This window comes from Pseudomonas sp. Ma2-10 (assembly GCF_054330215.1).
The window spans coordinates 75300-96075 of sequence record NZ_JBTEYL010000001.1; the positions used below are offsets into that span (position 1 = coordinate 75300).

The following is a 20776-nucleotide window of genomic DNA, read 5'->3' on the forward strand; positions in this document are numbered from 1 at the left end:
CAGCGCTCAACCACGCAGAACAAAGACATCCGCCAGCAGTTGATTGCGCGGCAATCCCGCCAGGTACAAGCGCCGGGCAAAGGCGTCGACGCTGTCAGGGGCCCCGCAGAGTAAGGCCAGGGTTTGCCGTGAAACAAGCCGCAGTTGTGCCAAAGCCTCTGGCAACTCGGCCGCGGTCCACAGCTCAACGCTCAGGTTCGGGCGGCTCACGGCCATGGCCTGCAGGGGTTTGGCCAGGTAATGCGCCTCGCAATCATGGGCCAGATGAATGACGCGAACGGCACCTTGGTGATCTTGCCGTAGCGCTTCACGCAAGATACCGAACAATGGCCCCAAACCCGTGCCGGCGGCCATCAGCCAAAGCGGTCGGGTGTTCCAGTCCGGGTCGTAATGCAATGCCCCGCCGCGCAATTCGCCGAGGCGGATCGAATCGCCGATTTTCAGCTGGCGGGCCGCGTCGCTGAATTCCCCCGGCTGGCGGCAATCAAGATGAAACTCCAGAAAGCGGTCTTCTTCCGGCAGGCTGGCCAATGAGTACGGCCGCGCCACGTTGCCCGCCCACAACACCAGATGCTGCCCGGCGCTGTAGCGCAAAGGGCTTTGAGGGGTCAGGCGCAAACGCAACACGCTGGCGCTCAACCAATCGACGGCAGTCACCTCGGCCGGGCGGCCATCCTGCCGAGGATCGAAGGTGTGCACCTGCAAGTCCTCGACCACCTGACACTGACACGCCAGGCGCCAGCCTTGCTGACGCTGGTCTGCGCTCAGGACGTCGGGGCGGCTGTCACTCGGCAGCCCTTGGACACATTGCACCAGGCAGGCGTGGCAACTGCCGGCGCGACAGCTGTAAGGCACAGACACGCCGTTCTGATTCAACGCATCGAGCAAATTGCTGCCCGCTGCCACCGACCATTGACGTTCGCCGACACGTAACTCAGGCATCGACGTTCTCCCACGCAGCTGCGCAACGATTGCGGCCGTCACGCTTGGCGCGATAAAGCGCCTGATCGGCGCGCTGCAAGGCTTCATCGAGATCGTCGCCCAGTTCGAGCAACGTCATGCCCGCCGACAAGCTGAGATGGGCGACGTTGAGTCCGATCAGTTCTACATCGGTGAAGGCAATGCGCAGCCGCTCGCAACAGGAGGTCAAGCGCTCGGCGTTGCAATCGGGCAACAGCACGACAAATTCTTCGCCACCGTAACGGGCCAGAACATCGCCATCGCGCAAGCAGGCGGTGGCCACGGCGGCAAAGGCTTGCAGCACCTGATCACCCGCGGCATGGCCGTGCACATCGTTGATCCGTTTGAAATGGTCGAGGTCGATCAACGCCAGGCCATGCATGACACCGACGTCCATGGCCTTCAGCTCGCGGGAGGCGAGGCGCAGGAAATGCCGGCGATTAAACAGCCCGGTCAGTTCGTCGGTGGCCACCAGTTCTTCAAGCTGGCGCATCATCCCGCGCAGAGTGTCCTGATGCGCCTGCAAGGCAAACCGGCGCTGACGCATGCGTTGACGGGAGGCCTGGACGTGACGGGCATAAAGTTCCAGCCAGACCAACACGATGAGCAGCACGCACACCTGCAACGCGGCCAGTGCCGGGTCGGGCAACTGGAAGTGGTAGCCCTCCCACAGCGTGATCGCGCAGAAACTTACGAACACCAGTAGCGCGCACCGCGCAAAGGCCACGCGCGAAAGATGGAACAACCCGAACAGCAGAATCAGCACATAGAACACCAGGAACGCGCCGCGTGCCTCGTCCAGATTGGCGATCACCCAGGTTTGCCAACCCAGCCCCAACAACACTTGCGCTTCAGTCAGGCTGGGGTCGGAAAAACGCAGGTTGCAGCCACTGTAAAACACCGCGAACAACGCGGCCTGACTGATGACCACCAGCGCACTGCCGATGGCCACGTTGGACAGGGGTTCATCGTAATGACCGGTGAAAAACGCCAGCCACAACAGCAACAAAGCCAGGGCGTAGGTGCCGGCTGCGAGGGCAAAGCGTTTGAGCAACAAGCGCTGGATGGCGTTATGGGTCAATCGTTGACTCACCGTGCGAAGGGAGGCTGCTTGAGTGTCCTACTCTACAGACCGAATGCCACTTTAGTAGCGTGCCTGATAAATGACCATTCAATTTTCAGGGCGAAAAACTGGCGCCAGAACGCTGACTGTTTTGCTGGTCCTTGCTACAGGAGCCATGTTCGATAGGCGACCAACGATTGACTGTCGGCGGGTGTGCCCGGAACCGAGGCGCGGTATACTGCCGCGCCTTTTTAGCGTCGCGCCAGCAGCCCCGGCGTGCCTTGTAAAGGTGCTTGCAACCGACCGATGCACCCAAGCTGCAAGCACCTTATTGAATGTTCCCGTCTTTTAGAGGAGCGCGACTCATGACCGTGATCAAGCAAGACGACCTGATTCAGAGCGTTGCCGACGCCCTGCAGTTCATTTCCTATTACCACCCCGTTGACTTCATCCAGGCGATGCACGAAGCCTACCTGCGCGAAGAATCGCCAGCGGCCCGTGACTCCATGGCGCAAATCCTGATCAACTCGCGGATGTGCGCCACCGGCCACCGCCCGATTTGCCAGGACACCGGCATCGTCACCGTGTTTGTCCGCGTCGGCATGGACGTACGTTGGGATGGCGCCACCATGGGCCTGGACGACATGATCAACCAAGGCGTGCGCCAGGCTTACAACCTGCCGGAAAACGTCCTGCGTGCCTCGATCCTCGCCGACCCGGCGGGCGCTCGCAGAAACACCAAGGACAACACCCCGGCCGTTATCCACTACTCCATCGTTCCGGGTAACACCGTGGAAGTGGACGTGGCGGCCAAGGGCGGCGGCTCCGAGAACAAGTCGAAGATGGCGATGCTCAACCCGTCCGACTCGATCGTCGACTGGGTCCTGAAGACCGTGCCAACCATGGGCGCCGGCTGGTGCCCACCGGGCATGCTCGGCATCGGCATCGGCGGCACCGCCGAGAAAGCCGCCGTCATGGCCAAGGAAGTGTTGATGGAATCCATCGACATTCACGAGCTGAAGAAACGCGGCCCGTCCAACCGTATCGAAGAGATGCGCCTGGAGCTGTTCGAAAAGGTCAACCAACTGGGCATCGGCGCCCAGGGCCTCGGTGGCCTGACCACCGTGCTCGACGTGAAGATCATGGATTACCCAACCCACGCCGCTTCGTTGCCGGTGTGCATGATCCCGAACTGCGCCGCCACCCGTCACGCGCACTTCGTGCTCGACGGTTCCGGCCCGGCGTCCTTGGAAGCGCCACCGCTGGACGCCTACCCGGAAATCGTCTGGGAAGCCGGCCCATCGGCCCGTCGCGTCAACCTCGATACCCTGACCCCGGAAGACGTGCAGAGCTGGAAGCCGGGCGAAACCGTCCTGCTCAACGGCAAGATGCTCACCGGTCGCGACGCGGCGCACAAGCGCATGGTCGAGATGCTGAACAAGGGTGAAACCCTGCCGGTCGACCTGAAAGGTCGCTTCATCTACTACGTCGGCCCGGTTGATCCGGTGCGCGAAGAAGTGGTAGGCCCTGCCGGTCCGACCACCGCGACGCGGATGGACAAGTTCACCCGTCAGATCCTCGAGCAAACCGGCCTGTTGGGCATGATCGGCAAATCCGAGCGCGGCCCTACCGCCATCGAAGCGATCAAGGACCACAAAGCCGTTTACCTGATGGCAGTCGGCGGCGCGGCTTACCTGGTGGCACAAGCCATCAAGAAGTCCCGCGTGGTGGCTTTCGCCGAACTGGGCATGGAAGCGATCTACGAGTTCGACGTCAAGGACATGCCCGTCACTGTTGCCGTCGACAGCAAGGGTGAGTCGGTACACATCACCGGTCCTGCCATCTGGCAGAAAAAGATCAGTGAAAGCCTGGCGGTGGAAGTGCAGTAAGCGCTTCAACGTGCCAATACGGCCGGGTCGTCTTTTAGATGACCCGGCCGTTTTTTTTGGCAGCGTTTTACCCTTCGCAATAAAGCGTCGCGTGGTCCAACTTATCGGGTCTAAAAATACCGGTCTTACCTGTCATATCTGACAGGTCACGCAGCACCTTGATCTTGTTACTGTTGGCGCAAAGCCGACACAGGATCAGCCCCATGGCAAAGCAAGCCTCCCTGAGCATCACCGAGCCCTCCATCGCCAAGAGTGCTTCCATTGCCACGATTGGTAAAAACTGGGGATCGGTCGGCGTGACAGGCAGTGCCTCGTTCGAATTGCCGCTGCCCCTTTCAGGCGGGCGCGGTTTCGATCCCGCCATGGTGTTGGCCTATGACAGCCAGGGCGGCAACGGTCCGTTCGGCATCGGCTGGCGTTTGGGTGTCAGTGCTATCACTCGCCAGACCAGCAAGGGAGCGCCTGATTACCTCGACGTCGACATCATGGTCGGCCCTGGTGGCGAGGAGTTGATGCCCGAGCTGGATGACGCGGGCAAGCCAAAGACCAGAACCGTGGCCCACTACCACGAACTCGATATTGGTGAGCACCGCGTGGTGCGCTACTGGCCGCGGATCGAGCGTTCGTTTGACCTGATCGAGCTATGGCAGCCGCGAGACCAACCCCCCTTCTGGCTGGTGCACGGGGCCGATGGCAGCCTGCATGTCTACGGCAAGACCGACGCTTCGCGCCGTGCCGAACCTGTCGACCCGAACAACGCTGACGCGCCACAGCGTATCGGTGTGTGGCTACTGCTCGAAAGCATGAACCCCCACGGCGAACACATTTGTTTTGACTACCAGCCCGAAGATCAGGCCCATACCCCGGATGACTCGCACGACTATCGTGCCCAGCGCTACCTGCGCCGGGTGTATTACGGCAATGCCCTGGCCAGCAAAGACTTGTACACCTGGACGGTGGAAAACCCGGCGACTCTGAACTGGCATTTCCACCTGGTGTTCGACTACGGCGAACGGACCCAAGATCTGCAAAAAAAACCGCTCTACGGCCCGCCGTTCAATACTCCCGGCGAGGGTTATGGCCAGTGGCAACTGCGCAGCGACCCCTTCCACAGCTACACCTATGGTTTCGAACTGGGCACCCGACGCCTGTGCCATCAGGTTTTGATGTTTCACCATGTCCCCGCAACACCGGATCAAAAGCCGGCGTTGATTCGACGATTACTGCTGCAATACCAAACGACTGCTCTGGCGTACACCCAACTGGCAGCAGTGCACTACCAGGCGTACGACGCCAGCGGCGCCGTGGAAAATATGCCACCGGTGGAATTCGACTATTCGGGCTTCGAACTCAACAAGCAGTCGACCTCGTTCTTCCCCTTCGAACACATGCCCGGTATCGAGGACGGTGCTCGCTATCAGTGCGTTGATTTGTTCGGTGAAGGCGTGCCGGGTTTTCTCTGTCGTTACGACCAGAGCTGGTACTACCGTGAACCCTTGCGCGCGCCGACGGGAACCGATGACATCCACTACGGCCCGTGGGCAGAACTGTCCCGAATTCCCGTGGCCAATCGCAATCAACCGACCTATCAGGCGTTGACCGATCTGACCGGCGACGGTCGGCTCGACTGGATCCTCGCCTCACCCGGCGTGAGCGGTTTCCACACCCTGAATCCCGATCGCAGCTGGTCAGGGTTCATTCCTTTTACGGCATTCCCGTTGGAGTTTTTCCACACGCTTTCACAGTCTGGCGATTTCAGGGGCGACGGGCTCAGCTCGATGGCACTGATCGGCCCGCTAAGCGTGCGCCTGTACGCCAATCGGCGTGAGGAAGGTTTCGCGCCGGGCCAGGAAGTCGTGCACAAGCCGGACACCGATCGCCTGCCGCTGTTCAGCAACTCCCGCACCGAACTGGTGATGCTGAGCAACTTGCTGGGCAGCGACATGACCGAGCTGTGCCGCATCCGGCACGACGAAATCAAATGCTGGCCGAACCTCGGTCACGGTCGGTTCGGCAAGGGTTTTGTCATGAGTCCCCTGCCCTTCGATTACGCGACATTCGACGCGGCGCGGGTACGGATTGCCGACCTGGACGGCTCCGGTGCACCGGCACTGATTTATCTGAAGTCCGATTGTTTCGAGGTCTATTTCAATCACGGCGGCAATGGCCTGGCGCAAATCCCTGTAACGGTCCCGTGGCCCGAAGAAATCCGCTACGACAACCTGTGCCAGGTCACCCTCGCCGACTTGCAAGGCCTGGGTTGCGCGAGCCTGATCCTGACCGTGCCGCACATGAAACCACAGCACTGGCGCTACGATTTCGTCAGCGCCAAGCCTTACCTGCTGGTCGCCAGTAACAACAACATGGGTTGCGGTACCCAGGTGGTGTATCGCAGTTCGGCACAGGAATGGCTGGATGAAAAACCGGCGATCGACCCCGCGTGTTACTTGCCGTTCCCGGTGCCCGTGGTCAAGCAACAACGCCAACTCGATGAAATCACCGGCAACCGCCTGAACCAGTTTTTCCAGTACTTGCAGGGTTACTACGACGGCCGCAACCGCGAGTTTCGCGGCTTTGGCCTGATGCGCCAGACCGACAGCGAAACTGCCGCACGTGCAGACGACATCGGCTTTACCGCTCCGGCGCTGGTCTGCACCTGGTTTCACACCGGACGGCAAATCGACTTGCCCCGCGATGGCTATTTCAACCGTGACGCCGAAGCGTGTGATTTGAAACCCACGCTGTTTTGCCTGGATCACCGCAACGACGCGTTCGATGACCCGATCCCGCCGCCCGATGAAGCCACCGCCCACGAAATCGCCTGCGCCCTTGCAGGTTCAGTGTTGCGCGTGGAGACCTACGCTGGCGACGATGACCTGTCCACGGCGGTGCCGTTCGCGGTGGAGGAAAGCCGCTACAAGGTCCGCGAGCTGCGCAAAAAGGGAGACCATGACGCGTACCCGATCATGCTGCCCTTGCAACTGGAAAAGATCAGCTATCAATACGAACGTTTCGAGAATGACCCGTTGTGCCGACATGAAATCACGTTGGGCCATGACGAGTTCGGTCTGCCTGTGCATGCCATCACGGTCAGTTATGCCCGACGCAGAAACCCGGATGATGACGATCCGCCGTTCGATGAGGTTGATGAAAAACAATGGTGGACGGATGCCCACGATCCGGCTCAACAGTCCTATTACCTGAGCGAATCGCGCGCAGAGTACATTCATTTGCAGGAGGACCTGCAAGGCTGGCGACTCGGTCTGCCCTATCTGCAACGGGGCAACGCAATGGTCTTGCCCAAGGGGACGGCACCCGCGGGACTTACCCCGGCAGATATCTCCCATGAACGATTTATCGAGCTGTACGCCTCGCCCGAATGGGTCGCTCAGAGGCTACTGACCACGCAGTCGGTCTATCGCTACCTCAAGACTGCCGATCAAACACCGCTCGCCGATGGCAAAGCCGAGTTCGAGGCACTGCAGGCACCGCTGGAAATTGCCCAACTGGACAAGACAGCACTGCAAGCCTACGACACGGTGCCGTCGCTCGTTATTCGGGACGAACTGGAAAAAATAGGTTATTCGGCCATGCCTCTGTTGCTGGGGATAGACGAGGAGGCAGACAAGGAAGAGGACAAGGAGAGAAACCTATGGGCGGCCCGGTATGGTTTTGCCAGGTACGGCGAGTTCGATAATTTTTACAAAGTGATGGAGTACAACGAAACACCCAGTTCCGGCATCACGACAGCCCGCTACGACGCCTACTGTCTGCGGCCGACAAGCATCACGCAGCCGGACGGGTGCGAAGCCCGTTTCGACTATGACTATCACGCGCTGCAACTCATGCGCAGCATCGACGCCAATGACAATATCGAGGAGGCCCTTTACGAGCCGTCCGGACAACCCCTTGCCATCAGTTTTTATGGAACTGAGGACGGCGAAGAAATGGGTTTTCGCCCCCTCGACGAACACGAACGTCCTATGGACCATCGTCCGGACCCGGCCATCGACGATCCGAAAGGCGCCCTGCAAAAAGCCGCCAGCGTATTGCGCAAGGACCTGTTCAGCTGGATGGGCGAACTCCCTTATTCCGCCAGGCAAACACCTGACTGGCTGACCACCTGGGTCACACAAGGCTACGTGTTGCCCAGTCTGCATATTCGCGCCAGCGCCCGCCGTCGTCTGTCCCGGCTCAAATCCCTGACCGCACCTGAACAAGCGTTGCTCGACCTGATCCACACGGTTCCCCGCGAACCGGTGCACAGCGTCGTCCTCACCGCCGACCGCTATTGGGATGATGAGCTGCAACAAATCCAGATCATGAAAGTCTTTGTGGATGGTTTCGGCCGGCCATTGCAGACCAAACAGTTGGTCGAGCCGGGACAGGCGTTTGTGGTGGAAAACGGTGAACTGGTGATTGAAGACGGCAAGCCAAAGGTCGCGCACGCCGATCAACGCTGGCGCGTCAGCGAACGTGTGGAATACAACAACAAAGGGCTGGCTGTTCGGGTATTTCGCCCTTACTTCGCCAATGGACATCGCTATATCAATGACCATTCCTTCCGTGAGTTCGGCCATCACGATCAACAGTTCTACGACGTGCTCGGTCGCCTGAGCAAAGTCATCAACGCCAAAGGGGATGTCGCGCTGGAAATCATCCATCCCTGGTACACCACCAGCCTGGACTTTAATGACACCTACCTTGCGCCGCCTGAAAGTGGGTTGAAGGCAGGCAAGCCATGACGACCTCGGTTCATTGGCGGACCCCGAATGTGACGGCCATTGATAGCCGGGGCTTACCGATTCGCCAAATCGCGTACTTGCGCAAGGTCAACGGCGGGCCACTGGAAACCCTGATTACCCGACAACGGCATGACGCTGCCGGGCGATTGCTCGAACAATGGGACCCACGACTGTTCGGTATCGTCCCCAACCTGAGCACGACCTACCGACTTTCCGGCGAGCCGCTGAACGTCTCCTCTGTAGATGCCGGCTGGCGCTTGAGCCTGGCCGGGCTGGCCGGCGAAGAGCTTCAGAGTTGGGATCAGCGTGGCAGTCATTGGCGCACCACCTACGACCCTCAGTTGCGCCCGCTCGCCATCGAGGAAAACGGCCAGCCAAACGTCGAGACCTTCTCCTATGCCGATGCATCCGCCGATCCCGCGTTTAACCTGCGGGGCCAACTGATCAAGCAGCTCGACCGCTCCGGCACCCTGAGCCTCGACAGCTACGGCCTGCTCGGACAGCCACTGCGCGAAACCCAAACCCTGGCCGAAGGCCAGCCCTACCACAGCAGCCGGATTTACAGCCCGCTCGGCATGCTGTTGAGCCAGGCCGATGCCGGTGGCCACCAGCAACAGTCGCATTACGACATTGCCGGGCAGCTCAAACAGGTTGAGCTGCGGATAAAAGGCAACTCGAACTGGCAGCCGGTTTTGCAAGACGCGCAGTACAACCCCGCCGGCCAGATCATCGAACAACGCGCCGGCAATGACGTGCTCAGCAGCTGGACCTACGACCCGGCCGATGGCCGCCTGTCCACGCAGCGCGCGCAAAAAAACGCCGAACCGGCGCTGCAAAACTTCGAATATTTCTACGATCGTGTCGGCAACATCACCCGCATCGAAGACCATACTTTCCAGACGGTTTTTTTCGCCAACCAGCTCATCGACGGCCACCGCGACTTCACTTATGACTCGCTGTACCGGCTGACCAGTGCCACCGGTTACGACGATGCACCGCCGTCAGATATTCCGGGTCGCCCCCTGCCCGGCGATCCCGGCAATAGGCTCAACTACCAACAAAACTATGAGTACGATTGCGGCGGTAACCTGATCACACTACGTCACGTGCGTGCGGGCGCCGCGCATACCCGCGAGATGTTCATCGACCCTGTCAGCAACCGTGGCGTGCGCTGGAAACCCGGTGATCCGCCACCGGACTTCGAAACATTGTTCGACCGCCACGGCAACCTCAACGACTTGCAGCCAGGCAAAATCTTGACGTGGAACAGCCTGGATCAGCTGGAATCGGCGACTCTGGTCAAACGCGCCAACGGCCCCAATGACGAAGAGTTCTACCGCTACAGCCAAGGCGTGCGCGTGTTCAAACGCCATGAAACCCACACCTCTTCGCTCAGCCATTTCCAGGAGGTGATCTACCTGCCGGGGCTGGAAATCCGCACCCGCGACGGCGGCGAAGAGCTGCACGTGATCACCCTGCCCGGCGGGCACGGCAGCGTGCGTTGCCTGCACTGGGTCTGCGGCAAACCCGCAAAAATCGCCGAAGACCAATTGCGCTACAGCCTCGATGACCACTTGGGATCCTGCGCGCTGGAACTCGATCAACAGGCGCAAGTGATCAGCGAGGAAGGCTACTACCCGTTCGGCGCCACCGCCTGGTATGCGCGGGGAAGCGAGGTGGACGTCGATTACAAAACCATCCGCTATTCGGGCAAGGAAATGGATGACAGTGGGTTGTATTACTACGGCGCGCGTTATTACGCGCCGTGGTTGCAGCATTGGGTCAGTGCCGACCCTGCGGGGGATGTGGATGGGTTGAATCTGTATGAGTTTGTCGGGAATAACCCCATGCGATACATCGATGATGTCGGGTTCAGCAAGACCCCGGCCGAACGACGCGAAGAAATACGGGCGTTCACTAAAAACCTATCCCCAGCGACGAAAGCCATAGGAAATCAGAATGCCTTGTTCGAGAACCTTTTTGACAAGAACGCCCTAAAGGGAACGATCGCTAAAACCACCGCATTCACCATGGTGAGTGGTGTCGTGACTACGAGTGCAGCTTTGGCAGGTGGGGCAGCGGGGGCGCTGGCTGGCACGTTTACCATCCCCGTAGCGGGGACCATCGGGATGGCGGCTGTTGGTGCCTTAGGTGCCAAAACAGCTGCCAGTGAACTCATGAAAAAAATAGGCAAAAAAACAAACCTTGAACCCTCTATTACGCCCAAGGCCTCCAAGCTTTCTTGGGAAACAATCAAGAAGAGCAATGCTCCGTTTTTTTCTGTTCAACACGCAAAAAACACGGTCGACGAATACAATCCGAAGACGTCGGAAGGTCAAAAAAGTGCCTTCAAGATGTTAGTAACGAAGGCCCTGAAGAAACTCACAACATATGGTGCAAAAGAGTTGATCGGGATCGGAAAACTATCTGAAGAAGCAAATGATATGGAGGACGGCTTGAGCCCTATGAAGGTCAATGGACTGGAAGACGCTTATACGAAACTGGGCACCGATGCCGCGGTAGACTTCGACCTCGTAATGGAAGACTTTATCGCGTTAGGTACCTCAACGCTGTACTCAACCGGTGAGGTGACAGGTACTGCAGAGTTGATAGAGCTCAAAACCGTAAAAGCCGACATGATGATATTCAAGGCGAAACTGCAAAGAGCACAGGAAAATATTGCAAGGTATAGACAGCGACAAGACTGGCCAAGCAAGCGACCTTCACCGCTAGCCTGAAGCGCGCGCAGGACTACTACAGAGACTCAACACCGGCATGCTATCTTGCCGGTCCGATGGCTGATCCGATGCCGACCGCATGCCTTTGATTTCCCGCACCGCCAGGTTGACGCTCTACACTTTGCTGATTCTCGCAGGCGCCACTTTGGCTGCCGGTTTAGCCATGCGCCACACCGAACGCCAGGCCCTGGTCGAAGACGCCGCCCGCGCCAATCAGCAATTGGCGCTCTACGCCAATTCCCTGCACACCCTGATCGATCGCTACCGCGCCCTGCCCGCCGTGCTCGCGCTGGATCCGCAATTGCGTGCAGCCCTCAATGGCCCGGTATCCGCTGAACAGCAGGACGCACTGAATCGCAAACTGGAAAAGATCAACGGCGCGGCGCAATCCTCGACCCTGGAACTGCTCGACAACACCGGCCTGGCAGTGGCCGCCAGCAATTGGCGTCTGCCCAGCAGTTATGTCGGCCACAACTATGGCTTTCGCCCCTACTTCAGCCAGACCCGCACCCAGGGCACCGGGCGCTTTTACGCGGTGGGGGTGACCAGTGGCATTCCCGGTTACTTCCTGTCCAGCGCGGTTACCGGTGACAGCGGCCAGTTCCTCGGCGCCATGGTGGTTAAACTCGAATTTCCGGAACTGGAGCGCGAATGGCGTCAGGGCAGCGACACGCTGCTGGTCAGCGATGCACGCGGGATTATCTTCATCGCCAACCAGCCGGGCTGGCGCTATCGCCTGTTAAAACCGCTGAGTGACAGCGATCACGCCGAACTCAAGACCACCCGCCAATACGACAAACAACCGCTGACACCGCTCGAGTATCAATCGGTGCGGCGCTTCGACGACAACAGTGATCTGTCGCGGGTCGTGGGTCCTGACGGGACGGCGGATTACCTGTGGGAATCACTGCCGCTGAACGCTGAAGGCTGGACGTTGCACCTGCTGCGCCGTCCGCAAATCGCTTTCGAAGACAGTCGCAACGCCGCGCTCGCCGCTGCCGGGTTGTGGCTGGCGCTGGTGTTTCTGTTGCTGTTCCTCAATCAGCGCTGGCGTCTTGCCAAACTGCGTCAGCGCAGTCGTGAAGAGCTCGAACAACTGGTGCAAGAGCGCACTCGCGACCTGCGCACCGCTCAGGACGGTCTGGTGCAATCGGCCAAGCTCGCCGCGCTCGGCCAGATGTCTGCCGCGCTGGCCCATGAAATCAACCAACCCCTGACCGCCCAGCGCATGCAACTGGAGACCTTGCGCCTGCTGCTCGATCACGGCCGGGTCGACGACGCTTACAAGGCACTCAAACCAGTGGATGACATGCTGACGCGCATGGCCGCCCTGACCGGCCACCTGAAAACCTTCGCCCGCAAAAGCCCCAGCGGTTTACGCGAACGGCTGGATTTGGCGGCGGTGGTGGACCAATCGTTGCTGCTGCTCGACACACGGTTGCGCGATGAACAGGTCAGCACGGTGCTGCACTTGACGCGCCCGGCCTGGGTGCGTGGCGATGCGATTCGCCTGGAGCAGGTGCTGATCAATTTGCTGCGCAATGCCCTAGACGCCATGCAGGACAAACCCTGCAAACGCCTGGAAATCCGTCTCGACGCCGACGAACAGCTCTGGCGCCTGACGGTCGCTGACAACGGTGGCGGCATTGCCGAAGAGCACTTGGCCAACGTGTTTGATCCGTTCTTCACCACTAAACCGGTGGGTGATGGCCTGGGCCTCGGGCTGGCCGTATCCTTTGCCATCGTTCACGAATCGGGCGGACGCCTGAGCGCCGACAATCATGCAAACGGCGCGGTATTCACCGTGACCTTGCCCATCGACCTGGAAGCTCTTGGCTCATGCTGAATTCAGTGATGGTGGTCGACGACGAAAGCAGTATTCGCAGCGCCGTTGAACAATGGCTGAGCCTGTCGGGGTTCGAGGTCCAGTTGTTCAGCCGCGCCGATGAATGCCTTGCGCAGCTGCCCAAGCATTTTCCCGGGGTCATCCTCAGCGACGTGCGCATGCCGGGCATGACCGGCCTGGAACTGCTGGCCGAGGTTCAGCGGCGCGACGCCGACTTGCCGGTGATTCTGCTGACCGGCCACGGCGATGTGCCGATGGCGGTCGAAGCCATGCGCGATGGCGCCTACGACTTCCTTGAAAAACCCTTCAGCCCCGAGACCCTGCTCGGCAGTCTGCGCCGTGCGCTGGACAAACGGCGGCTGGTGCTGGAGAACCGCGCCCTGCACGAGCAGGCGGACAACCGCGCCAAACTCGATGCGACGCTGCTGGGCGTGTCCCGTGGTTTGCAGACGCTGCGTCGGCAAGTGCTGGACCTGGCGACGCTGCCGGTCAATGTGTTGATCCGCGGTGAAACCGGCAGCGGCAAGGAATTGGTTGCCCGTTGCCTGCACGACTTCGGTCCGCGTGCCGACAAACCCTTTGTGGCATTGAATTGTGCGGCGATCCCCGAGCAGTTGTTCGAGGCCGAGCTGTTCGGTCACGAGAGTGGCGCGTTCACCGGCGCCTCGGGCAAACGCATCGGCAAGCTCGAATATGCCGATGGCGGCACGCTGTTTCTCGATGAAATCGAAAGCATGCCATTGGCCCAGCAGGTGAAATTGCTGCGGGTGTTGCAGGAGCAGAAGCTGGAACGATTGGGCTCCAATCAGAGCATCCGCGTGGATTTGCGGATCATCGCCGCAACCAAACCCGACTTGCTGGACGAAGCCCGGGCTGGACGCTTTCGCGAGGACCTGGCCTATCGGTTGAACGTGGCCGAGTTGCGGCTGCCACCGTTGCGCGAGCGGCGTGAAGACATTCCGTTGTTGTTCGAGTCGTTTGCGCACAATGCCGCTGAGCGTTTGGGCCGCACTTTTCCACCGCTGAGCGGCCCGCAGTTGAGCCACCTGCTAAGCCACGACTGGCCGGGCAATGTGCGCGAATTAGCGAACGTGGCCGAGCGGCAAGTGTTGGGGCTGGGCGAGCCGGAACCAGCGGGCATCGATCCTGGGCAATCGCTGGCGGCGCAGCAGGAAGCCTTTGAAGCGCATTGTCTACGCGCGGCGTTGACCCGGCATAAGGGCGATGTGAAAGCGGTGCTTGAAGAGCTGCAACTGCCGCGCCGGACGTTCAATGAAAAGATGCAGCGGCATGGCCTGACCCGCGAAATGTTTGTCTAACTGATCGTTAACTGAGGGTTCCCACTTCGTAGGAACCCTCAGGCTCGGCAAAAATCCGCCTATCACCCTGCGCACCACAAGCGGATTTCCGCTCATCAAAGCCGCAAAACCCTTCTAAACCGGCCCTCTTCCCCTTGGCACATCTCCTGCTATAGCCCAAGCAGGCTGCGTTTCAACGCGCTCCACAAAAACAATTAAATGAAGGATCCGTCATGGATAACTCACAAACCCTGCCTCTTGGGTCGGCAGCTTCGCCTGCCAAAGAAAGAACCACTGGCAGTCGCATCAAATCGATCTTCAGCGGCTCGGTCGGCAACATGGTCGAGTGGTACGACTGGTACGTCTACGCCGCCTTCTCCCTGTACTTCGCCAAGGCCTTTTTCCCCAAAGGCGACACCACCGCACAACTGCTGAACACCGCCGCGATTTTCGCCGTGGGCTTCCTGATGCGCCCGATCGGTGGCTGGCTGATGGGCCTCTACGCCGACAAGGCCGGTCGTAAACGTGCGTTGATGGCCTCGGTCTACCTGATGTGCTTCGGCTCGCTGCTGATTGCCCTGAGTCCGGGTTATGAAACCATCGGCATCGGCGCGCCGATCCTGCTGATATTCGCGCGCCTGCTGCAAGGTTTGTCGGTTGGGGGGGAATACGGCACCTCGGCAACGTACCTCAGCGAGATGGCGACCAAGGAACGTCGCGGCTTCTACTCCAGCTTCCAGTACGTGACCCTGATCTCCGGCCAGCTCATCGCCCTGGCGGTGCTGATCGTGCTGCAACAGACCCTGACCACTGAGCAACTGTATGCCTGGGGCTGGCGCATCCCGTTCGCCATCGGCGCGCTGTGTGCCGTGGTCGCGCTGTACTTGCGTCGTGGCATGGAAGAAACCGAGTCGTTCACCAAGAAAGAGAAGTCCAAGGAAAGCGCGATGCGCACCTTGATGCGCCATCCGAAGGAACTGATGACCGTGGTCGGCCTGACCATGGGCGGCACCCTGGCGTTCTACACCTACACCACGTACATGCAGAAATACCTGGTGAACACCGTCGGCATGAGCATCTCCGACTCCACCACCATTTCCGCTGCCACGCTGTTTCTGTTCATGTGCCTGCAACCGATCGTTGGCGGGCTCTCGGATAAAGTCGGTCGCCGGCCAATCCTGATTGCCTTCGGTATTCTCGGGACGCTGTTCACCGTGCCGATCCTGACCACCCTGCACACCGTGCAGACCTGGTGGGGCGCGTTCTTCCTGATCATGGCCGCGCTGATCATCGTCAGCGGTTACACCTCGATCAACGCGGTGGTCAAAGCCGAACTGTTCCCGACCGAAATCCGTGCGCTGGGCGTCGGCCTGCCGTACGCGCTGACCGTGTCGATCTTCGGCGGCACCGCTGAATACATCGCACTGTGGTTCAAGAGCATCGGCATGGAAACCGGTTACTACTGGTATGTCACGGCGTGTATTGCCGTGTCGTTGCTGGTCTACGTGACCATGAAAGACACCCGCAAGCATTCGCGGATCGAGACCGACTGACAGGCACATTGATGGTGGCTGTGACGGCCTCATCGCGAGTTTGCTCGCGATGAGGACGCCTCGGTCTTAAGTCAATTCAGCGGCAACCTGCTTCGCATATTTGCTCTGCACGTAAGAAGCCCCCGCAATCAACACCACCAAAATCCCCGCCAACACCAACGACGAACCGATGGTACCGAAATCCAGACCTCCCTTTTCATGGGGCTTGGTCAGGAAGTCGCCCATCGTCGCGCCGAACGGCCGCGTCAGCACAAACGCCACCCAGAACAGCAGCACCGACGAAATTTTCGTGAAGTATTTGAGCAACACCACCACTGCAATGGCTGAGCCAATCAACAGCGCGCCACCGGCAAAGCCCAGGCCTGAATCATCGGCTAGGTAATCACCAAGCGCAGTGCCCAGGGTGTTGGAAAACAGTATCGCCATCCAATAGAACATCTCGCCGCGAAAGGTCTGGACCTTGGTGACGTTCAGCGAATCGCCGCTCAAGCGCCACGCCGCAAAAATCCCTATCAAAATCGCAATCAGGATCATCGAGCCCGTGGCATAGCCCAACCCAAGGGTGCGGTCCATGAAGTCAGACATGGTGGTGCCGGCCGTGCTGGTCGCCAAAATCACGATCCAGTACAGCACTGGTTTGTAGGTTTTGGACATCAACTGCGTGATCAGCGTCAGTACGAACACGCTGATCAAAATCAGCGAGCTGATGGCGTATCCGACGTTGAGAGTCATCGACAGCAAGTCACCCGCGGTTTCCCCCAGGGTCGTCGCACAGATTTTCATCACCCAGAACGCCAGGGTGATTTGAGGAAGTTTGTTCATCGAGGGTAAATCTCCAGTGTTCATGGCGACCGTTTGAAGACTTTTGGCCGTTGCGCAGACTGGAGAGGGGACGGTGAAAAATTGGTAAGTGCTTGATGAAAAATCTGTCACACATGCAAAAGAGCCAGATTAATCGTCGCGCTGGAAATTGCTGGCCACCGCTTGCACTATGACCCTCTTCGCTACAAACCGAACTCAGGAACCCCGCACCATGCCCGACGACATCCACTTCTACGAACCCGCCAACGGCCACGGCCTGCCGCATGACCCGTTCAATGCAATCGTCGGCCCGCGTCCCATTGGCTGGATTTCCTCTCAAGATGCCGATGGCCGCCTGAACCTGGCGCCTTACAGTTTCTTCAATGCCTTCAACTACATTCCGCCGATCATTGGGTTTTCCAGTGTCGGGCGCAAAGACAGCCTGAATAACATCGAGCGAACCGGTGAATTCGCCTGGAACCTGGCAACCCGTTCACTGGCCGAGCAGATGAACCAGTGCGCTGCCATGGTCGGGCCTGAGGTCAACGAGTTCGAGCTGTCCGGGCTAACCCCGGCAGCGTCGAAAATCATTCAGGTGCCGCGCGTCGCCGAAAGCCCGGTGTCCTTCGAGTGCAAGGTCACGCAGATCATTCAGTTGCAGCGGGCCGATGGCAACGTGGTGCCGAGCTGGCTGATTCTCGGCGAAGTGGTCGCCGTGCATATCGCCAAATGGCTGTTGAAGGAGGGGGTGTACGACACCGCCGCGGCAGAACCGATTCTGCGCGGCGGCGGGCCAGCGGATTATTTCCAGCTGGGGCCTGAGGCGTTGTTCAAGATGCATCGCCCTGGGGCCGTCAAGTAATTACCAGATCAGGTCGCCGTCTTCGCTGACGTCTTTGAGGTGTGTCAACTGCAGCGCCGCGGCGTCATCGGCCTCGCGGGCAGTTTTGAAGGTCTGTTCTTCGAGTAGCTTGTGAAAGCGCGGTGCACCCGAACCACCGATGGCTTTGGTGGCGATCGCGGCGTAATAACCGCCCTCGCGGGGTACTACGGCAGATACGGCTTCGAAGGTTTCAAAGGCTTTGCGTGCCATGTCGTGGATCCTGGCTGATTGAGAGTTGATCCATTAAACCCTCAACCCGCCATTTTGTGTACCCACGACTGAGACTGTCCCAGCGCCTGCGCAACCGACACATCCTTGAAGGTATGAAAATCCAGGCTGTTGACCACCAAGTCTTGCACCAACTCGGCAAAAATCTGCATGGCCGGGGTGCTGAAGTAAGCGGTCATGGCCTGCTGGTTCATCCAGAAACCGGACACCAGCCACAACGCCGGATCGCACTGCGAATGCTGCAGGGCAAAATTCAGGCAACCCGGCGCACTGCGGGACGGCTCGATCAAGGCGCTCAGGCGCGCACCGAGTTCCGCCGAACGCCCGGCGCGGGCGCGGACAAAAGCCATATGACTGACGGGGATCTGCGTAGACATGTTCAACCCTCCCAGGTAGTCGAATAGCAGCCGTGGGATGGGCTGCGACAGGATCAAAGGTTAAGCGCGCAGATAAAAGCGCGGTTAGTCGATTCCTGCCGGCTTGTTGCACAATCCTGCGCAGCGTCTCGAAGAACCTGTCACAACCTGTGAACGCTTTGGTGCCGATGAAACACGGCGTTCAAGCAAGTTTTCCCTGTGTGGTGCAGCCATAGAGGCACCGTTAATTCACGCCATGCAGAATCAGGCAAGCTTGAGGCAGGATGCGTCTACCGCTTTGTCTTGCACAAACTTAAGCTCAGCCAATGACCAACGCTCCACCGAGGATGCCTCGCATGACGTCGCTCGATCATTTCCAAACCCCGCTGGACGCCGACATGGAAAAACAGCGCGCGGAATTGGCCGCCATCATCCGCCGCAACACTCAGGAGGATGGCATTTACGAGACTGCCGTCGATTCGCTGATCATGTCTCGCCACAGTCAGTCCCATGAGTTTGCCCCGGTACTGGCGCAACCAGCGCTGTGCATCATGGCGCAGGGGCGAAAAGAGGTCAGGCTGGCCGATGAATACTTCAATTACGATCCGCTGAATTACCTGGTGGTCTCGGTCTCGATGCCATTGAGCGGACGAGTGGTGAACGTCACGCCTGAAGAACCGATCCTCGCGGTGCGGCTGGATATCGACCCGACGGAAATCTCTGCGCTGATTGCCGACGCCGGCCCTCTTGGTGTGCCCACCCGGCCGACGGGACGCGGCTTGTATGTCGAACGGATCGACACCGCGATGCTTGACGCGGTGTTGCGTCTGGCACGCTTGCTGGACGCGCCAAAAGACATCGCCATGCTCGCACCGCTGATTCGCCGGGAAATCCTGTATCGACTATTGCGCAGCCAGCAGGGTCATCGGCTGTACGAAATTGCTATCGCCAACAGCCAGAGCCATCGCATCAGCCAGGCGATCAAATGGCTGAACGGCAACTATGAACAGCCGCTGCGCATCGATGATCTGGCAAAGGAAGTGAACTTGAGTGTGTCGACGTTGCATCATCGGTTCAAGGCGATGACCGCGATGAGCCCGTTGCAGTATCAGAAGCAACTTCGCCTGCAAGAAGCGCGGCGCTTGATGCTGGCGGAAGGCTTGGAGGCTTCGGCAGCGGGGTATCGGGTCGGGTATGAAAGCCCCTCGCAATTCAGCCGTGAGTACAGCCGGCTGTTCGGGGCTCCGCCGCTCCGGGATCTGGCGCGGTTGCGGTTGACGGTTTGATCTGATTTTTGTGCTGGCTTCGCCGGCCCCATCGCCAGTTTGCTCGCGATGGGGCTCGTCAGTCAGGCGCCGAGTACTCGACAAGCCTCAGCCGGCAACGTCACCGACACCGAATTGCCAATGCTCAACCCCAACCCCTGACACGGGGTACTCAACGCCGTAAACGACACCCCGGAACACTCCACTGTTGTTTCAATGGTTGCGCCGATATCGCGCACAAACGTCACCTTACCGAGCAGCCGATTCCCCGCCGTCGCCTGTGGATGCGACAGTTGCAAGTCTTCAGGGCGAATCAGCATCCTCACCTTCTCACCCACCACAATGCTGCTACAGATCGGCACTTGCAGCGCATCGCCACCCGGCAACCCAATCTTGCCGTTGCCCAGTGCCGTGGCCGGGAAAATATTGCCCGAGCCGATGAAGTCCGCAACAAACTCATTGGCGGGGTGACGATAGATTTCAATCGGCGTGCCCACTTGCTGCACCCGATGTTCACCCAATACCACAACGATATCCGCCATGGTCATGGCTTCACGCTGGTCGTGGGTCACCATGATGGTGGTGATGTTCAAGCGTTGTTGCAGCTGACGGATTTCCACCTGCATCGATTCACGCAGCTTGGCGTCCAGTGCCGACAGCGGTTCGTCGAGCAGCAGAATTTTCGGGTGATTGGCAATCGCCCGGGCAATCGCCACGCGCTGGCGTTGACCGCCGGAGAGTTTTGCCACCGGGCGATCAATCATTTCCTGCAGTTGAATCAACTCAAGCAACTCCACCACCCGCGCCTTTTGATCAGCCTTGCTGACGCCACGCAGTTTCAGCGGGTAGGCGATGTTCTCCCCCACCGTCATGTGCGGGAACAGCGCCAGCGATTGAAACACCATGCCGAAGTTACGTTGATGCGCCGGCGTGTGACCGATGTCTTCACCGTCCAGGCGAATCTCGCCGCCGCTGAGGGTTTCAAGCCCGGCGATCATTCGCAGCAACGTGGTTTTGCCGCAGCCCGAAGGACCGAGAAAACACACCAGTTTGCCCTCGGGCAAATGCAGGTTCACATCCTTTACCGCGCAGGCCGAGCCGTAATGTTTCTCGACGTTTTCCAGAATCAGACCAGTCATGTTGCACCTCAA

At 59.4% G+C, this 20776-nt stretch carries 14 protein-coding genes; 8 read left to right on the forward strand and 6 right to left on the reverse strand.

Annotation, left to right across the window (positions count from 1 at the left end):
- Window positions 1-6: 6 nt before the first annotated feature.
- Both ACXPVS_RS00330 and ACXPVS_RS00335 read right to left on the reverse strand, forming a co-directional pair.
- Window positions 7-942 carry an iron-sulfur-binding ferredoxin reductase gene (locus ACXPVS_RS00330; RefSeq protein ID WP_458508134.1) on the reverse strand — a complete coding sequence of 312 codons (936 nt, stop codon included), beginning with the start codon at window positions 940-942 and terminating at the stop codon, window positions 7-9.
- Window positions 935-2041: a GGDEF domain-containing protein gene (locus ACXPVS_RS00335; RefSeq protein ID WP_458508135.1), complete on the reverse strand. Its 1107-nt coding sequence runs from the start codon at window positions 2039-2041 to the stop codon at window positions 935-937. Before ACXPVS_RS00335 ends, ACXPVS_RS00330 begins: the two co-directional genes overlap by 8 nt.
- Window positions 2042-2388: 347 nt before the next feature.
- Here ACXPVS_RS00335 and ACXPVS_RS00340 point away from each other — a divergent pair, with 347 nt between their 5' ends.
- The 6 genes from ACXPVS_RS00340 to ACXPVS_RS00365 all read left to right on the forward strand — a co-directional run bounded on the left by ACXPVS_RS00340 (window position 2389) and on the right by ACXPVS_RS00365 (window position 16092).
- Window positions 2389-3912, forward strand: a complete 1524-nt coding sequence (locus tag ACXPVS_RS00340) for a fumarate hydratase (protein ID WP_458508136.1) — start codon at window positions 2389-2391, stop codon at window positions 3910-3912.
- 203 nt (window positions 3913-4115) lie between these two features.
- Entirely contained in the window at window positions 4116-8657 is a 4542-nt protein-coding gene (locus tag ACXPVS_RS00345) for a SpvB/TcaC N-terminal domain-containing protein (protein WP_458508137.1), read from the forward strand.
- A 146-nt stretch (window positions 8658-8803) separates the two neighbouring features.
- Window positions 8804-11395, forward strand: a complete 2592-nt coding sequence (locus tag ACXPVS_RS00350) for an RHS repeat domain-containing protein (RefSeq protein WP_458508138.1) — start codon at window positions 8804-8806, stop codon at window positions 11393-11395.
- A 79-nt stretch (window positions 11396-11474) separates the two neighbouring features.
- On the forward strand, window positions 11475-13241 hold the full coding sequence (locus tag ACXPVS_RS00355) for a sensor histidine kinase (protein ID WP_458508139.1): 1767 nt from the start codon (window positions 11475-11477) through the stop codon (window positions 13239-13241).
- Window positions 13235-14560 (forward strand): sigma-54-dependent transcriptional regulator, encoded by a 1326-nt coding sequence (locus ACXPVS_RS00360; RefSeq protein WP_458508140.1) that lies wholly within the window; start codon window positions 13235-13237, stop codon window positions 14558-14560. The genes ACXPVS_RS00355 and ACXPVS_RS00360 overlap by 7 nt, the downstream gene beginning before the upstream one ends.
- 212 nt (window positions 14561-14772) lie before the next feature.
- The gene (locus ACXPVS_RS00365) at window positions 14773-16092 is read left to right on the forward strand and encodes an MFS transporter (protein ID WP_458508141.1); all 1320 of its coding nucleotides are present in this window, start codon (window positions 14773-14775) and stop codon (window positions 16090-16092) included.
- A 66-nt stretch (window positions 16093-16158) separates the two neighbouring features.
- Here the strand turns inward: ACXPVS_RS00365 and ACXPVS_RS00370 are convergent, their stop codons facing one another.
- Window positions 16159-16914, reverse strand: coding sequence for a COG4705 family protein (locus ACXPVS_RS00370; RefSeq protein WP_458508142.1), 756 nt, complete (start codon window positions 16912-16914; stop codon window positions 16159-16161).
- Between the two features lie 211 nt (window positions 16915-17125).
- On the opposite strand from ACXPVS_RS00370, the gene ACXPVS_RS00375 reads away from it, so the two are divergent.
- Window positions 17126-17755: a flavin reductase family protein gene (locus tag ACXPVS_RS00375; protein WP_458508143.1), complete on the forward strand. Its 630-nt coding sequence runs from the start codon at window positions 17126-17128 to the stop codon at window positions 17753-17755.
- Here ACXPVS_RS00375 and ACXPVS_RS00380 read toward each other — a convergent pair whose 3' ends face one another.
- Together ACXPVS_RS00380 and ACXPVS_RS00385 are read right to left on the reverse strand one after the other, a co-directional pair.
- Window positions 17756-17986 carry a hypothetical protein gene (locus tag ACXPVS_RS00380; protein ID WP_458508144.1) on the reverse strand — a complete coding sequence of 77 codons (231 nt, stop codon included), beginning with the start codon at window positions 17984-17986 and terminating at the stop codon, window positions 17756-17758.
- 41 nt (window positions 17987-18027) lie between these two features.
- Window positions 18028-18381, reverse strand: coding sequence for a putative quinol monooxygenase (locus ACXPVS_RS00385; protein WP_458508145.1), 354 nt, complete (start codon window positions 18379-18381; stop codon window positions 18028-18030).
- 335 nt (window positions 18382-18716) lie between these two features.
- On the opposite strand from ACXPVS_RS00385, the gene ACXPVS_RS00390 reads away from it, so the two are divergent.
- Window positions 18717-19646, forward strand: a complete 930-nt coding sequence (locus tag ACXPVS_RS00390; protein ID WP_458508146.1) for an AraC family transcriptional regulator N-terminal domain-containing protein — start codon at window positions 18717-18719, stop codon at window positions 19644-19646.
- Window positions 19647-19708: 62 nt separating this feature from the next.
- On the opposite strand, the gene ACXPVS_RS00395 is transcribed toward ACXPVS_RS00390, so the two are convergent.
- Entirely contained in the window at window positions 19709-20764 is a 1056-nt protein-coding gene (locus tag ACXPVS_RS00395) for an ABC transporter ATP-binding protein (RefSeq protein ID WP_458508147.1), read from the reverse strand.
- Between the last annotated feature and the right edge of the window lie 12 nt (window positions 20765-20776).

Bases quoted from the DNA above. Each gene is read 5' to 3' on its own strand.
- ACXPVS_RS00330 (WP_458508134.1), bottom strand. From the start codon at position 942: ATGCCTGAGTTACGTGTCGGCGAACGTCAATGGTCGGTGGCAGCGGGC.
- ACXPVS_RS00390 (WP_458508146.1), top strand. From the start codon at position 18,717: ATGACGTCGCTCGATCATTTCCAAACCCCGCTGGACGCCGACATGGAA.
- ACXPVS_RS00395 (WP_458508147.1), bottom strand. From the start codon at position 20,764: ATGACTGGTCTGATTCTGGAAAACGTCGAGAAACATTACGGCTCGGCC.
- ACXPVS_RS00370 (WP_458508142.1), bottom strand. From the start codon at position 16,914: ATGAACAAACTTCCTCAAATCACCCTGGCGTTCTGGGTGATGAAAATC.
- ACXPVS_RS00355 (WP_458508139.1), top strand. From the start codon at position 11,475: ATGCCTTTGATTTCCCGCACCGCCAGGTTGACGCTCTACACTTTGCTG.
- ACXPVS_RS00345 (WP_458508137.1), top strand. From the start codon at position 4,116: ATGGCAAAGCAAGCCTCCCTGAGCATCACCGAGCCCTCCATCGCCAAG.
- ACXPVS_RS00360 (WP_458508140.1), top strand. From the start codon at position 13,235: ATGCTGAATTCAGTGATGGTGGTCGACGACGAAAGCAGTATTCGCAGC.
- ACXPVS_RS00365 (WP_458508141.1), top strand. From the start codon at position 14,773: ATGGATAACTCACAAACCCTGCCTCTTGGGTCGGCAGCTTCGCCTGCC.
- ACXPVS_RS00375 (WP_458508143.1), top strand. From the start codon at position 17,126: ATGCCCGACGACATCCACTTCTACGAACCCGCCAACGGCCACGGCCTG.
- ACXPVS_RS00380 (WP_458508144.1), bottom strand. From the start codon at position 17,986: ATGGCACGCAAAGCCTTTGAAACCTTCGAAGCCGTATCTGCCGTAGTA.
- ACXPVS_RS00385 (WP_458508145.1), bottom strand. From the start codon at position 18,381: ATGTCTACGCAGATCCCCGTCAGTCATATGGCTTTTGTCCGCGCCCGC.
- ACXPVS_RS00340 (WP_458508136.1), top strand. From the start codon at position 2,389: ATGACCGTGATCAAGCAAGACGACCTGATTCAGAGCGTTGCCGACGCC.